General features: G+C 67.1%; 13 protein-coding genes. 4 read left to right on the top strand and 9 right to left on the bottom strand.

Annotated features, from left to right (window positions below; all coding sequences use genetic code 11):
- Positions 1-39 precede the first annotated feature (39 nt).
- The 6 genes from ACW9TV_RS05085 to ACW9TV_RS05060 form a co-directional block, all read right to left on the bottom strand.
- A complete protein-coding gene (locus tag ACW9TV_RS05085) occupies positions 40-1,245 on the bottom strand; it encodes an acyl-CoA dehydrogenase family protein (protein WP_494304768.1) in 1,206 nt (401 codons plus the stop codon).
- Positions 1,246-1,249: 4 nt separating this feature from the next.
- Entirely contained in the window at positions 1,250-2,359 is a 1,110-nt protein-coding gene (locus ACW9TV_RS05080; RefSeq protein ID WP_494304767.1) for an acyl-CoA dehydrogenase family protein, read from the bottom strand.
- A gap of 120 nt (positions 2,360-2,479) precedes the next feature.
- Positions 2,480-3,985 (bottom strand): L-piperidine-6-carboxylate dehydrogenase, encoded by a 1,506-nt coding sequence (gene amaB, locus ACW9TV_RS05075; RefSeq protein WP_494304766.1) that lies wholly within the window; start codon positions 3,983-3,985, stop codon positions 2,480-2,482.
- 69 nt (positions 3,986-4,054) lie between these two features.
- On the bottom strand, positions 4,055-5,239 hold the full coding sequence (locus ACW9TV_RS05070) for an acyl-CoA dehydrogenase family protein (protein ID WP_494304765.1): 1,185 nt from the start codon (positions 5,237-5,239) through the stop codon (positions 4,055-4,057).
- Positions 5,239-6,819, bottom strand: coding sequence for a fatty acid--CoA ligase (locus tag ACW9TV_RS05065; protein WP_494304764.1), 1,581 nt, complete (start codon positions 6,817-6,819; stop codon positions 5,239-5,241). Before ACW9TV_RS05065 ends, ACW9TV_RS05070 begins: the two co-directional genes overlap by 1 nt.
- A gap of 181 nt (positions 6,820-7,000) precedes the next feature.
- Complete coding sequence (locus ACW9TV_RS05060) at positions 7,001-9,463, bottom strand: TonB-dependent receptor (protein WP_494304763.1); 2,463 nt, start codon at positions 9,461-9,463, stop codon at positions 7,001-7,003.
- Between the two features lie 150 nt (positions 9,464-9,613).
- Between ACW9TV_RS05060 and ACW9TV_RS05055 the strand changes: the two genes are divergently transcribed.
- Positions 9,614-10,324, top strand: a complete 711-nt coding sequence (locus ACW9TV_RS05055; protein ID WP_494304762.1) for a TetR family transcriptional regulator — start codon at positions 9,614-9,616, stop codon at positions 10,322-10,324.
- On the opposite strand, the gene ACW9TV_RS05050 is transcribed toward ACW9TV_RS05055, so the two are convergent.
- Complete coding sequence (locus ACW9TV_RS05050) at positions 10,321-10,989, bottom strand: TetR/AcrR family transcriptional regulator (RefSeq protein ID WP_494304761.1); 669 nt, start codon at positions 10,987-10,989, stop codon at positions 10,321-10,323. The genes ACW9TV_RS05055 and ACW9TV_RS05050 overlap by 4 nt on opposite strands.
- An 80-nt stretch (positions 10,990-11,069) precedes the next feature.
- On the opposite strand from ACW9TV_RS05050, the gene ACW9TV_RS05045 reads away from it, so the two are divergent.
- Positions 11,070-12,005: an oxygenase MpaB family protein gene (locus tag ACW9TV_RS05045; RefSeq protein WP_494304760.1), complete on the top strand. Its 936-nt coding sequence runs from the start codon at positions 11,070-11,072 to the stop codon at positions 12,003-12,005.
- A gap of 25 nt (positions 12,006-12,030) precedes the next feature.
- Here the strand turns inward: ACW9TV_RS05045 and purU are convergent, their stop codons facing one another.
- Together purU and purT are read right to left on the bottom strand one after the other, a co-directional pair.
- Positions 12,031-12,888, bottom strand: a complete 858-nt coding sequence (purU, locus tag ACW9TV_RS05040; RefSeq protein WP_494304759.1) for a formyltetrahydrofolate deformylase — start codon at positions 12,886-12,888, stop codon at positions 12,031-12,033.
- 14 nt (positions 12,889-12,902) lie between these two features.
- Entirely contained in the window at positions 12,903-14,066 is a 1,164-nt protein-coding gene (gene purT, locus ACW9TV_RS05035; RefSeq protein ID WP_494304758.1) for a formate-dependent phosphoribosylglycinamide formyltransferase, read from the bottom strand.
- Positions 14,067-14,160: 94 nt separating this feature from the next.
- On the opposite strand from purT, the gene ACW9TV_RS05030 reads away from it, so the two are divergent.
- Positions 14,161-15,462, top strand: coding sequence for a M20/M25/M40 family metallo-hydrolase (locus tag ACW9TV_RS05030; RefSeq protein WP_494304757.1), 1,302 nt, complete (start codon positions 14,161-14,163; stop codon positions 15,460-15,462).
- Positions 15,463-15,547: 85 nt separating this feature from the next.
- Positions 15,548-16,762, top strand: a complete 1,215-nt coding sequence (locus tag ACW9TV_RS05025; protein ID WP_494304756.1) for an efflux RND transporter periplasmic adaptor subunit — start codon at positions 15,548-15,550, stop codon at positions 16,760-16,762.
- The last annotated feature ends 3 nt before the right edge of the window (positions 16,763-16,765 follow it).

The raw sequence follows: 16,765 nt of genomic DNA, 5'->3' as shown, positions 1-16,765 counted from the left end.
CTAGGGCAGGCGGCGGCCGGGTGTCGAGGCCCGCGATGCTCAGCCGCTCTTCACCTCGCGGAAGGGCATCTCGCGGTCGATCTCCGGCTCCTTCGGAAGGCCAAGCACGCGCTCCCCGATGATGTTGCGCTGGATCTGGTCGGTGCCGCCGCCGATCGAGGTGAAATAGGCATTCAGGCTGAGGAAGTTGGCGTCTTCCGCGCGCGGATGCTCCGGCCCTTCCAGCAGGCTTTCCGCCCCCAGCATCAGGGTACGCAGCCGCGCTTCCTGGTGCAGGATCCGGCTCATCGCCAGCTTGCCCAGAGACATGATGGGCGAAGACGTGCCCCGCTTCAGATCGGCCTTGGCGCGATTGTTGTTCAGCCGGTTCAGGATCTTCCACGCCGTGACCTGGGCGATGTCCTGCCGGATCAGCGGATCGTCCAGCACACCGGCTTCCCGCGCCAGTTCCAGCAGTGCGCCGTCGCCCTTCGGGCCGCCCTTGCCGCTGCGCGGGCCGCGCGCGGCATCGCCCATCACCGACCGTTCATAGGCCAGCGCCGTCTGCAGCACGGCCCAGCCCCCGTTCAGCGGGCCCAGAAGATTGGCGGCAGGCACCATCGCATCGGTGATGAACACCTCGTTGAAATGCGATTCGTCGGTGATCTGCCGCAGCGGGCGGACTTCCACGCCGGGCTGCTTCATCGGCAGGAAGAAGAAGCTGATGCCCTTGTGCTTGGGGGCATCCCAGTCGGTCCGTGCGATCAGCATCCCGTAATCGGCAACCGCCGCGCCGGACGTCCACACCTTCTGGCCGTTCACGCGGAACTGGTCGCCCTCGCGGTCGGCGCGCGTGCGCACTGCGGCAAGGTCGGATCCCGCGCCAGGTTCGGAATAGAGCAGGCACATGCCAAGCGCGCCCGTCAGCAGCTTCGGCAGAACCTCGTCGCGGAAATCCGGCGTGGCATGGGCAAGCACGGTATTGGCCCACAGATTGTGCTTGTCCTGCGCGGCGCCGGGCGCGCCGACGGCGGCGAATTCCTGTTCGATGATCCGCGCCTGCGCCGGCTTCAGGCCCAGGCCCCAGCGGGCCTTCGGCCAGGTGGGAACGGCATATCCCGCAGCCAGCACCTTCTCAAGGAAGGGCTGATAGGGGCTGCGGCCGAAATTCTCGGCCTTCACCTTCTGGGCGGCGTCCCAGTTTGCCGCCAGCCATGCGCGGACCTCTGCGGTCAGCTGCGCATCGGAAATCGGTTGGTCTGTCATCGGGTCAGCCCCCAAGTTGCTGGATGAAGCGTTCGCGCATCACGGCGGAGGATCCCAGCAACTGGGCGTCGGCGCGGGCGCGGCGGAGATAGAGGTGGGCGGGATGCACCCAGGTAAATCCGATGCCGCCATGCATCTGGATGCTGTCGGCCGTGGTTCGCACATAGGCATCGGCACAGGCAAAGGCGGCAAGGCTGACCGCCTGCGGCGCATCGGCTGCGCCATCGGCCAGCGCCTGCGCGGCGTGGCGCGCGGCCGATATGGCGGATTCCGTTTCCAGCAGCAGGTCGGCTGCCATGTGCTTTATCGCCTGGAAGCTGCCGATGGCGCGGCCAAACTGGTGGCGCGTGCGGGCGTAATCCACGGTGAATTCGAACACGCGGCGCGCACCGCCCGCCTGCTCGCCGGCCAGGGCAACCCGGCCCAGATCCAGCGCCTGTTCCACCCGGGGCCACCAGTCACCCTCTGGCGAAAGGCGGACAGCCTCGACCCCGTCGAACGCCAGGTCCGACATCTGCAACGTGTGGTCGAAGGCGGGAAGCGGGGATTGCGTAAGCCCGGACGCCGCCGGGTCCACTTCGAACAGAGCAAGCCCATCTGCGGCGCGGCCCACCACCAGCAGCAGGTTGGCGATCGCGGCGTGCAGCACGAAGGCCGCCTTGCCGTCCAGTTGCCAGCCGTTGCCGCGCGGGGTGGCGGCAACCGCCACGCTGTCGGCGGTCCATTTCGCGGCCGGCCCCGTCAGCGCGATGGCGGGAATGGTGCTGCCGTCCGCGATTCCGGGCAGCAGCCGGGCGGCGGCGGAATCATCCAGCGCCGAAACCAGCCCGGTGGCGATCACCGAGGAAAGGATGGGCGACGGGCAGAGCGCCGCGCCAAGCTCTTCCATGGCGCGTTCCAGCACGGCCGGCCCGGCGCCCAGCCCGCCATGCGCCGGATCGACCAGCAGCCCCGGCACGCCCATGTCGGAAAGCTGCCGCCACAGATCGGGATCATGGCTGTCGGCCCGGTCCATGATGCGGCGGACATCGGCTTCGGCGCAGCGGTCGGCCAGCAACCGGCGGAGCGAATCGAGGAAGGCGTCCAGCTCCTCTGCGGAGAGGCGGTTTGTCATGTCAGGCTCCAGGCGTTGAATCTGTGCGCTCCATCGACGTTGACGGCGCGCGGGCCAAGCTATGCAAAATCGTCTGTGGCAATTCGCCCGGCGGGCCGGGCGGGCAGGCGCCTGCCGCGTCTATCCGCCGATCTCGAACCGGACCCCCTGCGCCAGCGGGGCCTCGTTGGAATAGTTGATCGTGTTGGTGGCGCGCCGCATGTAGGCCCGCCAGCTGTCGGATCCGGATTCGCGCCCGCCGCCGGTCTCCTTCTCGCCCCCGAACGCACCGCCGATTTCCGCGCCCGAAGTGGCGATGTTCACATTGGCGATCCCGCAGTCCGAGCCGGCGGCCGAAAGGAAGCGTTCGGCTTCGCGAAGGTCGGTCGTGAAGATCGAGGACGAAAGGCCGGGGCCGACGCCGTTGTTCAGCGCAATGGCTTCGTCCAGCGTGGCGTAGCCCACCACATAGAGGATGGGCGCGAAGGTCTCCTCCAGCATGGGGCCGACCTGGGCGGGCATTTCCACCAGCGCCGGGCGGCGATAGGCCCCGCCGCCGCGGTCGATCACATCCCCGCCATGGACGATGCCGCCCGCCGCACGGGCGGCGGACAGCGCCGCCGTCATCCGTTCCGAGGCAGCCTCGTCGATCAGCGGGCCGACAAGGGTATCCGCAGCCAGCGGATCGCCGACAACGGCGCCGGCCCACACCGCCTTCAGCCGCGTCACCAGCGCCGCCTTCAGGCTGTCGTGCACGATCAGCCGCCTGAGCGTGGTGCAGCGCTGGCCCGCCGTTCCCATGGCGGCAAAGGCGATGGCCTTCAGCGCCAGATCGGGATCGGCCGACGGGGCGACGATGAGCGCATTGTTGCCGCCCAGTTCCAGCAGGCTTCGGGCGAACCGCTGCGCCAGTTTCGGCCCCACCACGCGGCCCATCCGGGTGGAACCCGTCGCGGACACCAGGGCGATCCGGCCATCCTCCACCAGCGCATTGCCCACATCCGGCCCGCCGATCAGGATCTGGCTGAGGTTGGGCACCGCCCCTTCGAAGCGCGCGGCCGCCCGTTCGAACACGGCCTGCACCGCCAGCGCCGTCAGCGGGGTCTTTTCCGAGGGCTTCCAGATCACCGGATCGCCACACACAAGCGCCAGCGCCGCGTTCCAGCACCACACCGCAACGGGGAAATTGAAGGCCGAAATCACGCCCACTGGGCCCAGCGGATGCCAGGTTTCCATCATGCGATGGCCCGGCCGTTCGGTCGTCATCGTCAGGCCATAGAGCTGCCGCGACAGGCCGACCGCAAAGTCGCAGATGTCGATCATCTCCTGCACTTCGCCCAGGCCTTCGGACAGGATCTTGCCGGCCTCCAGCGTGACCAGCCGGCCCAGCGGTTCCTTAACCCGGCGCAGTTCCTCGCCGAACAGGCGCACCAGTTCGCCCCGCTTCGGGCCGGGCACCAGCCGCCAGCCGCGGAACGCCTCGGCAGAGGCGGCAATGGCGGCCTCGATACCGGCGGCAGAAGCTTCGGTCACATGGCCGATCCGCGCGCCGTCTATGGGGGACCGGGCCTCAAGGCCGGAAGATGGCAGGGCGATGCCCAGGCCGGACAGGATTTCCAGCGCCTGGGTGGCAGGGGAAGCAGACATGCGGGATCCTCGTCGGCTGGCAGGGTGCCTGCTGTTTGCCGATCAGGGGCCGGGCGTCAACCGAGGGGGTCAGAGGCCCAGCACGACCTTCGCGATCAGGTTGCGCTGGATCTCGTTGGAGCCGCCGTAGATGGTGGCGGCCCGGTTGTTGAAATAGCGCGGCATCGCCGTCAGCGAATGTTCCGGCCCCACATAGGGCAGCTGGCTCAACGGCTGGCGGGCCGCCGTCTGCTCGACGCTGCCATAAAGGCCGGCCGCCTCGATCCCCAGTTCGTCGATCTTCTGCATCGCCTCGGTCGACTGGATCTTCAGCAGCGAGGACAGCGGGCCGGGGTTCTTGCCACCCGTCAGGGCCGAGAGGATCAGCTGCTCCGTCATCTCGATGGCGGACAGGTTCGCCTCGGCCTCCAGCATGCGGCGTCGATAGGCGGGATCGGCCAGCACCCCTTCGGCCCGGGCCTGTTCGCGCACGCGGGCAAGGCCCACCTTCAACCCGGCGGAGGCGCGGCCGCCGCGCTCGAACTCCAGCAGATACTTGGCGACCGTCCAGCCGTCATTCTCGCGGCCGACACGGTTGGCCTGCGGCACGCGCACATTGTCGAAGAACACCTCGTTCAGGTCATGGTCGCCCGAAAGCGACAGGATCGGACGCACGGTGATTCCGGGCGTTTCCATGTCGATCAGCAGGAAGGTGATGCCCTCCTGCGGCTTTCCGGCCGTGCTGGTGCGCACCAGGCAGAAGATGCGGTTCGCGAAATGGGCGTGAGTCGTCCAGATCTTGGAACCGTTCAGCACATAATCGTCCCCGTCCGGCACGGCGGCCATCCTGAGCGAGGCAAGATCCGAACCGGCGCCCGGCTCGGAATAGCCCTGGCACCAGAAATCCTCGCCCGAAAGAAGCCGGGGCAGATAATGCGCCTTCTGTTCCGGGGTGCCGTAATGCATCAGCACCGGGCCCACCATCTTCAGCCCCTGCGGCGCAAGCGCCGGCGCAGAGGCCAGCGCACATTCGCTGGCGAAGATGTAGCGCTGCGTCTCCGTCCAGCCGGTGCCGCCATGCTCGACGGGCCAGTCCGGCGCGACCCAGCCCTTCTCGTGCAGGATCTTCTGCCAGGCGATCGACCATTGCTTGTCGATGAACACCGATGTCATGCGCGCGCCCGCCTCGCGCAGTTCCGGCGTGAGCCGTTCCTTCAGGAAGCTGCGAACCTCCTCGCGGAAGGCCAGGTCGTCGGCGGAAAGCGCGAATTCCATCAGTTCACCTGCCGTGTCTTGCCGGCCCAGTAGGGCGCGCGGAGTTCCCGCCTCAGGATCTTGCCCGAGGCATTTCGCGGCAGCGCGGCGATCACGTCCACGCTCTTGGGCGCCTTGAAGGCGGCGATGCGGCTGCGCGCGAAGGCGATGATCTCCTCCGGGTCGATGGTGGCGCCGGGCTTCGGCACCACCACGGCCTTCACCACCTCGCCCCACTTGTCGTCGGGCACGCCGATCACCGCCACTTCCGCGACGGCCGGGTGGCCATAGACGGCGCTTTCCACTTCCGCCGGATACACATTCTCCCCGCCGGAGATGATCATGTCCTTCACCCGGTCATGGATAAAGAGATAGCCGTCCTCGTCCATGTAGCCGGCGTCGCCCGTGCGCAGCCAGCCGTCGGCGGAGATGGTGGCGGCGGTCGCCTCGTCCAGCTTCCAGTAGCCGCTCATGTTGGCGTAGCTGCGGGTGGCGACTTCGCCCACCTCGCCGCGCGGCACCTCGTTGCCGTCGGCATCGACCACCTTGATCTCCACGCCCGGCAGCGGAAGACCCGCGGCCCGCATGCGCGGATTGCCGGCCGGATCATGATCCTCCGGCGGCAGATAGACGATCGTGCCGGTCGTTTCCGTCATCCCGTACTGCTGGCAGAAGCCGCAGCCGAACACCTCCATGCACTCGCGCAGCAGGTCCAGCGGAATGGGTGAAGCCCCATAGAGGATATATTTCAGCCGGCTGTAGTCCACTTCGCGGGCGCGCGGCTGGCGGACGACGATCTGCATCGCCGCCGGCACCATGAACATCTTCGAAACCTTGTCATGCTCGATATAGTCCAGCACCTTCAGCGGATCGAACTCCCGCGCGACCACCCCCTTGGCGCCGTTCACAAGGCCGACAAGCCCCCAGCCGGTGCCGCCGATATGGGCGACCGGCATGGCAACGAGGCTGATGTCGTCCGGCCCCCAGTCGTTCCAGGGCATCGGATTGGCCATGCTGAGCTTGCGGCCCTCCAGCAGATTGTCATGCGTCAGCATCGCGCCCTTGGGCTTGCCCGTTGTGCCAGAGGTATAGAGCTGCAATGTCACGTCGGACGACTTCACTGTCACCGGCGGCTCCGTGGCGGGCTGCGCATCGCGCCAGACCTCATAGGTCGGCCAGTCGGAACCGGGCTCCATGGCGATGATCGGACGCCCGTCCACCAGGTCGGCCCTGGCCTTCACTGCCTCCACCATCTCCCCGCCGACGAACAGGATCCGGGCCTCGGCATTGTCGGCGATGAAGGCGACTTCCGGCGCCGCCAGCCGCCAGCCGATCGGCACCATCACCACCCCGGCCCGGGCGGCGCCCAGCAGAAGCTCGAAATAATGGTCGCTGTTCTTGCCCAGATAGGCGATGCGGTCGCCCGGCTTCACGCCCGAGGCCAGAAGCGCATTGGCCACCTGCCGGGCATGGGCATCCAGCTCGGCAAAGCTGGTGGAGCGCCCCTCGAACTCGAAGGCGATCGCGTCCGGCCGCTCCTCGGCGTGGACCCGCGTCACATCGCCCAGCGTGTGCATCCGTTCGAAATTCACCTTCGCCATTCCGTCACTCTCCCCTTGGCCCGTCGCCGGCTATCCGTCCGCGCAGGCGGTTTTCCCTCATCTGATTTTCCCTCATCTGATTGTCGCAGTTCAGCGGTTCCGCCTCCTGTTCATTCGCATGGGTTGGTTCGCAAAGGGGTTTGCCCCGGGCAGCAAGGAACTGCCCGGGGCGGCCTGGGGTTCAGAAATTATACTTGCCTGTCAGCCCGAACGTGCGCGGCCGACCAGGGAAGCGCACGGCGACGTTGGCGTTGGTCGCGCCCGACACCCAGTAATATTTATCGGTCAGGTTCTGGCCCCACAACGACACTTCCCAGCCCTTCTGGCTGTAGAGCGCGACGCTGCCGTTCAGCAGGGCATAGGCCCGCATGTCCAGAATGTCGCTGGGCTGCAGCGCGTTCTTCGACGAGCTCTGGTAGCGGCCGTTCAGAAGCGCGCGGAAGCCGAGATCATTGCCGATCTCGCTGTCCCACATCAGGCCTGCGGCGCCGGACCATTCGGGGCTGAGCGGGAAGGTATAGCCGTCATAGTCCAGCGGCTGGGCAGCGGAGTCGATGCCCTTGAAGCCCTGGATTTCCGTCTGCAGCCAGGTGCCGGCCAGGTTGAACGTCAGTTCGGGCGTGATTGACCAGGTGATGTCGCCGTCGATGCCGTAAGCCCGCGACTTCGGCACGTTATCGAGGCGCAGCAGCGTGGTGTAGATCGGATCCGCGAAATAGATCGACAGCTGCTTGTCGCGATAATCATAGTAGAAGCCAGTCAGGTTGATGTTCAGCTTGCGGTCGGCAAGGGCGGTTTTCACACCCAGTTCGTAGGACGTCAGCTGCTCCTGCGTCGCCGGGAAGTTCTGTGTGGAAATGTTGGCGGCATTCACCGGCGTGGAGCCGGACTTGTAGCCGCGCGTCACCGAGGCGAACAGCAGCGTGTCGTCGTTCACATCATAGCCGAGCGCGACCCGCCAGGCGACATTGTCCTCGCTCATATAGGTCTTCACCGGCCCGAACGTGCCGGAAGGCGGATCGAAGGTATTGCACTGGTTCAGCTGAATCGGCGGCGTCAGCGTGCCATACACCTGATAGAAGAAGGCGCGGTTGAACAGGTTCACGTTCGGCAGCATGCTGCCGTTGATGTCGCGAGAGCAGCCCTCGTAGTCCTGCATGTCGCGGGTGTAGCGGATGCCGGTGGTGAGGGTCAGCGCCTCGGTCAGCTCCCAGTCGGCGCTGGCGAACAGGCTCATCGTCTCGACGTCGAAGGTTGCCTCGTCCTTGTAGGTGCGGAACGACTGCATCACGTCGGTGACGTTGAAGCCGTCCGAATTGAACGGCGTGTTCAGCAGGCCCAGTTGCAGGATCGTCGCCCGGATCGCGCCGACATTGGCGTTCTGGCCCAGCAGCGTCTGGTTGGTGTCCAGCACCTTGTCGTTCGCGTAATAGCCGCCGACGACCCAGTCGGCCGGGCCGGTCGTGCCCTGGAAGCGCAGTTCCTGCGACAGGGATTCGACATAGCCATAGGTATCCTGCAGCAGCACCTCGAACGGTGCACCGCTCCAGTCGACCACGGCGTTGCGCGTCACCTTGTTGTAGCCCGTCAGCGAGATGAAGCTGATGTCATTGGTGATTTCCGCCTCCACCAGGCCGCGCAGGCCGATGAAGCTGCTGTCCTCGCGCTGCGGATCGCTGATGCCGGCGCCACGTCCGATATCGGGTGAGCGCACCGAATAGGGTGCCCAGTCGGCATAGCGGGCGTTCCATTTGTCCTTGTTGGCGGAAATGAACGCCGGAAGGCCCGGGGCGTTGAACAGCGAGAAGACGGTGCCGTTGGCCGGATCGGTGTTGGGCGTATAGCCGACGCCCTGCCCCGCCAGCGTGTCCGATTTGTTCTTCCAGTAGTTGGCGGTCAGCTCGATGCGCATGCCGTCGACGGGCTCGGCGGCAAAGGTGCCGCGGATGCCGTAGCGGTGAGTTTCACCCAACGATTCCTCGGGCCGGCTGCGGCTGCGCTGCCAGCCCTTGTGGCTGTCTTCCGTGCGGAAGGCGACGCGGAAGGCCGCGCGGTCTCCCAGCGGGACGTTCAGATGCCCTTCCGTATTCAGCATCTGGTAGCTGCCGACCTCGACGGCGACGCCGGCCGAGAACTCATCCTTCGGCTTGTTGGTGATGAAGTTGACGAGGCCGGCTGTGGTGTTGCGGCCATAGAGCGTGCCCTGCGGGCCCTTCAGCGCCTCCACGCGTTCCAGATCGTACATCGGGCCGGAGTTCATGAAGGGATAGGCCAGCGCCACTTCATCGACATAGGTGCCAACGGTGGAAGTGGACGACAGGTTGATGGTGTTGAAGCCGATCCCGCGCAGCGTATAGATCGGAATGCCCTGATACCCCTGCGAGACGTTGAGGCTGGGCACCACCATTTGCAGATCAGATGTGGAGCGGATGTTCATCTGCTCCAGCGTGTCGCCGTTGAAGGCCTGAACGGCCACCGGAACGTCGCTCAGCGCCTGAGCCCGGCGCTGTGCCGTGACGACGATATCGGCGATGCCCGCGTCGTCTTCCACCGCGGCGGCATTCTGCGCCAGCGTGGGCGCGGCTGTCAGCGAAGTGGCAAGTGCCGTGCAAAGCAGCAGCGGCACGCGGCGGAATTGGCGCATTCGATTTCTCCCCAGGTCGTGTTGGCGTTCTTCTTGCCTGCCACCAAGCAGACTATCGCCTGACAGTTTATTATCAATCCTGATAGTGAATGGGCGCGCAACAACGCGCAAGGGATTGCATTTGCCTGTGCGATGCCCACTATGCGCCGCATGATAACAGGCCGTCTCAAAGGCCATTCCGCCCGGCAGCGCGTTGCGGAAAATGGACCGCCGGATTCAGCGCAGCCGCCGCGCACGCCCGAAAGGCCCGCGCGCGAGAACAGCCGGGATGCCCTGCTGGAGGCCGCGAGCGCCCTGATGCGCGAACTGGACACGACCGAGATCGGGATCGTGGACATCGCCGCGCGCGCCGGCGTGAACCATGCGATGATCCGCTATTTCTTCGGCAGCAAGGAAGGGCTGCTGATGGCGCTGCTGGACCGTGACGTGACACGGCGGATCCGCCAGCTCGACCGGCTGTTCCGCCTGGACGTGACCTCGACGGAACGGATGCGCATTCACCTGAGCGGCATCCTCGATACCTATTACGCCATTCCCTATCTGAACCGGCTGATCCAGCAGATGGTCCGCGAAGCCGACCCGGCCCGGGTGCGGCACATCGCGGAGGAACTGCTGCAGCCGATCGCAAACGCGCAGGCCCGCATCATCGAAGCCGGCGTCGCCAGCGGCGAATTCCGGCCGGTGGATCCCAAACTGTTCTACTTCAATACCATCGGCGCGGCCGACGGGCTCTATGCCAACCGCTTCACCCTGTCCGCCGTGTTCGGGGGCCTTCCCAACGCCGATCCGCAACTGCATGCCCGCTACAGTGCGCACACGGTGGAAACGCTGATGAAAGGCCTGCTGGCGGATCCGGCCTAGGCCGGATCGGCCAGAAGCCCGTCCAGCATCCGCCCGGCCAGCGCTGAGACCATCTGCCGGCGCGTCTCGTCCACGCCCTGCCAGCCGAGGATCGCCATCGTCACGGGGGCATGGGTACTGAAGGCCGTGAGCGACGTGAGCAGCATCATCGCGGCGGCCCGCTCCGCCTCTCCGGCGGACGGAAGGCCCCGCGCCGCCGCGATCAGGTCCGCCACCAGCAGGATGCCGGGCTTCCACAATTCGTTCAGCAGCAGATCATAGCCGGGGCCGGGCTCGCTCAGTTCGCGCAGCACGAAGGCGGTTTCCAGCTGCCCCGTGGCGGAACCCGACATGCCTGCCACCAGCGCCTCCAGAATGCGCTGCAGCCAGCCGCGGGCGCCTGCACGCGACAGCCCCTCTTCGTCCGCCGCCGCGCGCGCCGCCATCGCCAGCGGCAGCATGCGCGCGCGATAGGCTTCGACAATGGCTTCCGCGCAAGCGCGGTGCAGGCCTTCCTTGTTGCCGAAATGATAGGAGATCACAGGCAAAGTCACGCCCGCCCCGGAGGCGATCATCCGGGTCGTCGCGCCGGACCACCCCTCCTGCGCGAAGCAGCGCAGCCCGATATCAAGGATGCGGGCACGGGTGCCTTCTCGGCCGTGATCTCGGGGCTCAGCGGTGGTCATGCACGGCCTGATAGCAGCAACAGGCTTGCCGAACAGCCTGTCATGCGATAAACCTATCATTCGATAGAATGGAGGACGGAATGAACGCGCCGCCCGGCAAGAACGCCATGCAGCCTGACCGAAAGGCGGCAGCACTGACGTTCGATTTCACGAAGCCTGCGGGCGAGCCCGCGCTGCTCGCGCCGGATTCGATCCAGTGGCGGGTGTTCCGCAACCCGATCGCGCTGGGCGTGGGCGGGATCGCCGCCGTGCTGATGGAATTTGCCGACGCCCGCATCCGCAGCGGCGTCTGGGATCACAGTGTCTACAAGGTGGATCCGATCGGCCGCTCCATGCGGACCGGCATGGCCGCGATGATCGGCGTCTATGGCCCGGCGCCTGCGGCGCGCAGCCTGATCGCCGGCATTACCCGCATGCACGCGAAGGTGGGCGGCGAAACCCCCTCGGGCCGCAGCTATCGCGCGCTGGAGCCGGAGTTGCTGAACTGGGTCCACGCAACGGCGGCCTATGGCTTCCTGACCGCCTATTGCCGCTTCGTCCGGCCTCTGGACGAAGCGCAGCGCAACCGGTTCCTCGCCGAGGGAAGGCCCGTCGCCGAACTCTATGGCGTGACGGAGCCGGTGGAAACCGAAGCCCAGTTCGACCGGATGATGCGCAGGCTGCTGCCCGGCTTCGAGCCGCACCCCATCAATCTCGAATTCCTGGACATCATCCAGTCCGGCAAGGCGCAGCCGTCCCTGCCGAAGTTCATCCACCGCGCGGTGGCGCGGGCGTCCGTTTCGATCCTGCCGCCCGAAATCCGCTCCGTGCTGGATCTGGGCCCCGAATGGGATCTGACATGGGCCGACAGGCTGATGCTGAAGGCCTTCGGACGGATGGCGGACCGCAGGCGCGATCCGCAATCCCCCGCCTGGCAGGCCGCGATCCGGCTTGGCCTGCCAGGGGAATTCGCCTGGCTGCCGGATGCGGCGCAGAAGCGGATCCTGGCCGGCCGGGGTCAGGCCGTCGCCGCCTGAGCGGGCGGCCCGGTTCCCGAACAGCCTAGTCCCTGAACACCACCGTCCGGCGCCCGTTCATCAGCACCCGTCCCTGAAGGTGCAGGCCCACTGCGCGGGCCAGCACCCGGCGCTCGATGTCCCGGCCCTTGCGCACCAGATCGTCCGGCGTGTCGGCATGGCTGATGCGCTCCACATCCTGCTCGATGATCGGTCCCTCATCCAGGTCGGCTGTCACATAATGGGCCGTCGCACCGATCAGTTTCACCCCGCGATCATGCGCCTGGTGATAGGGACGCGCGCCCTTGAAGCTGGGCAGGAAGCTGTGATGAATGTTGATGCAGCGGCCGGACAGCGCCGCCGCGAGACCGTCCGACAGGATCTGCATGTAGCGCGCCAGCACCACCAGATCGGCCCGGCTTTCGTCCACCAGCACCAGCAGCCGTTCTTCCTGCGCGGCCTTCGTTTCGGGCGTCACGGGCAGGTGGTGAAAGGGAATCGCGCCGAAGTCGGCGTTGCCGAGCGCCGGCAGGTCGTGGTTGGAAACGATCCCCGCAACCTCCATGTCCAGCTCGCCGATCCGCTGCCGATAGAGCAGGTCCACAAGGCAGTGATCGAATTTCGAGACCAGAATCAGCACACGGGGGCGCAGGTCTGCCGGGCGCAGCGACAGGGTCATGCCATATTCGGCCGCCAGGGCATCGAACCCGGCCCTGAGAGCCGGCTCATCCGCCCCGTCGGCCAGCGCGAAGCCGGTGCGAAGGAAGAACCGGTCGGTATCGGGATCGTTGAACTGGCTCGATTCGGTGATGTTGCCACCGGATCGGGCGATGTGCCCGGCGACGGCGGCAACGATGCCCGGCCGGTCGGCGCAGGACAGGACAAGGATGTGGCGGCGGCTCATGGGTTCCTTCTGTCTCAGTCCAGGATGCGGACGGCGGCGGCGGCGCGGGCGGCAAGGTCGCGCGCGGCCTCTGTGCTGCCGGCGCGGGCAAGGGCGACGCCCATGCGCCGCCAGGGCCGGGTCGAGGGCTTGCCGAACAGGCGCACGTCCACTTCGCCCCCCGCAACCGCCAGGGCATCGGCCAGGCCGGCATAGCGGAAGGCGGTGGAGTCCCGTTCGGCCAGGATCACGGCAGAGGCCGAAGGCCCCCTGAGCTCGATCCCTGGAATGGGCAGGCCGAGGATCGCGCGGGCGTGCAGGTCGAACTCCGACAGGTTCTGCGAGATCAGCGTCACCATCCCGGTGTCATGCGGGCGGGGCGACAGCTCCGAGAAGATCACCTCGTCGCCCTTCACGAAGAACTCCACCCCGAACAGGCCGAAGCCGCCCAGATCATCCACCACCTTCGCCGCCATCGCCTGCGCATCGGCAAGCGCCCGTGCCGACATCTGCGCGGGCTGCCAGCTTTCCTGGTAATCGCCCCGGTCCTGGCGGTGCCCGATGGGCGGGCAGAAAAGGATGCCCTGTCGCGTGCGGACCGTCAGCAGCGTGATCTCGTAGTCGAAGTCGATGAACGCCTCCACAATCACCCGCGCCCGGTCACCGCGCATATTGGCGACCGCATAATCCCATGCGGCGCCGATCTCCTTCGGGTCGCGCACGGTGGATTGCCCCTTGCCGCTGGACGACATCACGGGCTTCACCACGCAGGGCGTGCCCACATGCGCCAGCGCGGCCTCCGCTTCGGCAAGGCTTTCGGCATAGCGATAGCGTGACGTGCGCAGCCCGAGTTCCACGGCGGCGACTTCACGGATCCGGTCCCGGTTCATCGTCATCACCGCGGCCCGGGCCGACGGCACCACCGTCTGGCCCTGCGCCTCCACCTCGGCCAGCACCTCGGTGCGGATCGCTTCCACCTCGGGCACGATGAAATCCGGCCTGTGCTTCGCGATGGCCGCCTTCAGCGCATCCGCATCCAGCATGGAAAAAACCTCGGCCCCGTCCGCCACCTGCATGGCGGGCGCGCCTTCATAGCTGTCGCAGGCGATCACCTGCGCGCCCAGCCGCTTGGCGGATATCACGAACTCCCGCCCCAGTTCCCCGGAACCCAGCAGCAGGATCTTTGCAATGAAGGCCATCAGTCTCTCCCGGATGCGGGGCGCCTGATGGCATGTCAGCCGCCGCTGTGGAAGGGCGTTGCGGCAGCCGCGCGGCTTGCCTAGGCTTCGCGCCATGATCCGCATCCTTGTCCTCGCCGCCCTGCTGTCCGCCTCTCCGGCGGCGGCAGCCGCCCTTCCGCAGGCCGAACAGAAGATCGTCGCCACGGTCGACAGCCAGTTCGAAGCCGATGTCGCGCTGCTGGAACGGCTGGTGAACCAGAACAGCGGCACCAACAATGTCGCCGGTGTCACGAAGGTGGCCGAAATGCTCCGCCCCGAGTTCGAGGCGCTTGGCTTCGACGTGCGATGGGTTCCGATGGCGGAAACCGGCCGCGCCGGCCATCTGTTCGCCGAGCACAAGGGCAAGGCGGGCAACAAGCGCCTGCTTCTCATCGGCCATCTGGATACCGTGTTCGAACCCGACAACCCGTTCCAGCGCTTCAGCCGGGAAGGGAATGTGGCGAAGGGGCCCGGCGTGGGCGACGACAAGGGCGGGGTCGTGGTGATCCTGTCGGCCCTGAAGGCGATGAAGGCCGCAGGTACCCTGAAGGGCGCCAACATCGTGGTGGCGCTGACAGGCGACGAGGAAGAGGCGGGCAAGCCGCGCGCGATCGCCCGACGCGACCTTGTGGCGGAAGGGAAGCGCGCCGATGTCGCGCTGGATTTCGAAGGGCTTGTCCGGATCGACGGGCAGGACATGGGTTCGATCGCGCGCCGCTCCTCCAATACCTGGGTGCTGAAGACCAGCGGAGAGACGGGCCATTCCAGCGCGATCTTCTCGGACCGGCTGGGCGACGGCGCCGTGTTCGAGATGAGCCGGATCCTCGCCGCATTCCGCACCGAACTGCCGGAGCCCAGCCTGACCTTCAACGTCGGCCTGCTGGCCGGCGGAGAGCGGGTGGACCTCGATCCGGAAGGCGTGCGCGCCGGCGTGACGGGCAAGTCCAACATCATCCCGCCGGCCGCCGTCGCCGTCGGGGAGTTCCGCAGCCTCTCGCCGGAGCAGACGGAGCGGGTGAAGGCGAAGATGATCGCCATCGCCGCCAGGAACAGCCCGCGCACGAAAGCGGAGCTGATCTTCAACGATCCCTATCCGCCGATGGCGCCGACAGCCGGCAACCGCGCGTTGCTGGCCAGGCTGAACGAGGTGAACAAGGATCTCGGCCTCGCCGTGATGCCCGAACTCGACCCGCTGCGCCGGGGCGCGGGCGACATCGGCTTCGTGGCGGCCGACGTGGACAGCCTGGCCGGGCTGGGGCCGGCAGGCAGCGGCGATCACAGCGAGCGCGAGCAGATCGACCTGTCCAGCATCCCGCTTCAGGCCAAGCGCGCCGCGATTCTGATGAGCCGGCTTTCCCGCGAGAAGCGGGACTGACGAAGCCCGGACCGAATGATTTGAGTCGCGCTCGAATAGCTGCCATGCCGTTGACGCGGGGTGGCTGGGCGTGAATGCCCGAGGAATGCTACAACTTCTGCAGACGCCGATCAGACGAGGGGTGACCGAGATGAAGCCAGGCAAATCCCGCCAGACCTTCGCCTTGCCCCCCCTCGCCATTCCGCTTGTCGCGCTGGCGCTCGCCGCCTGCTCCGGCGGCGAGCCGCAGATGCCGCCCCCGCCCGAGGTAGAGGTGGAAACCGTCCGCGCCGGCGCCATCGACAATGTGATCGAGGTGCCGGGCCGGGTGCAGGCCATCCGCACGGCCGAAGTCCGCGCCCGGGTAACGGGCATCGTCGCCCGCCGCCTGTACGAGGAAGGCAGCGACGTGCGCGCCGGCCAGCCGCTGTTCGCAATCGACCCGCGGGAATTGCAGGCCAGCCTCAGCGCGGCTCTGGCGCAGGCGCAGCGGGCCGAGGCCACGGCGCGCAACGCCCGGCAGGACGTGGACCGTTATCGCCCGCTGCTGACGGACCAGGCGATCAGCAAGCAGGAATATGACGCCGCCGTGGCCCGTCTGGGTCAGGCCGAAGCGGATGTGCTGCAGGCCAGGGCGCAGGTGGAAACGGCGCGGCTGAACCTGGGCTACGCCACGGTGACAGCCCCGATCTCCGGCCGCGCCGGCCGCGCGCAGGTCACGGAAGGCGCCCTCGTCAGCGCGGGCGAAGGAACGCTGCTGACGGTGATCGAACAGATAAACCCCGTATTCGTGAACTTTTCCCAGTCCAGCTCGGAATTCCTGGCAATCCGCCGCGACATGGCGGCCGGCAGGGTGACGGGCCCGAAACTGGGCGCGACCCGGGTGGAACTCCAGCTGGAGGACGGAACCACCTTCGCCCAGACGGGCCGGCTGGATTTCCTGGATCTGGCCTTCGACGAATCGACCGGGGCGGCGGCCCTGCGCGCCGAATTCCCCAACCCCGGCGCCATGCTGCTGCCCGGCCAGTTCGTGCGGGCGCGTGTGTTCGCCGGAACCCGGAACAACGCGATCCTGGTGCCGCAGCGCGCGGTCCAGCTGAGCGCGCGCGGTGGCGGCGTAATGGTGGTGACGGCCGACAACAAGGCCGAGGCAAGGCCGGTGAAGCTTGGCGACCTGCGCGGATCGGAATGGGTGGTGCTGGAAGGGCTGAAGCCCGGCGACAGGGTGATCGTGAACGGCCTGCAGAAGGTGCAGCCCGGCCAGCCGGTGCGCATCGCCGCGCCGAAGCCGGCCCCCGCCCGGCCGGCCACGGCGCGCTGACGC

The organism is Sandaracinobacter sp. T42 (assembly GCF_059115405.1).
The sequence above is the reverse complement of the archived record's forward strand: the minus strand, read 5'-3'. Positions and strand labels throughout refer to the sequence as shown.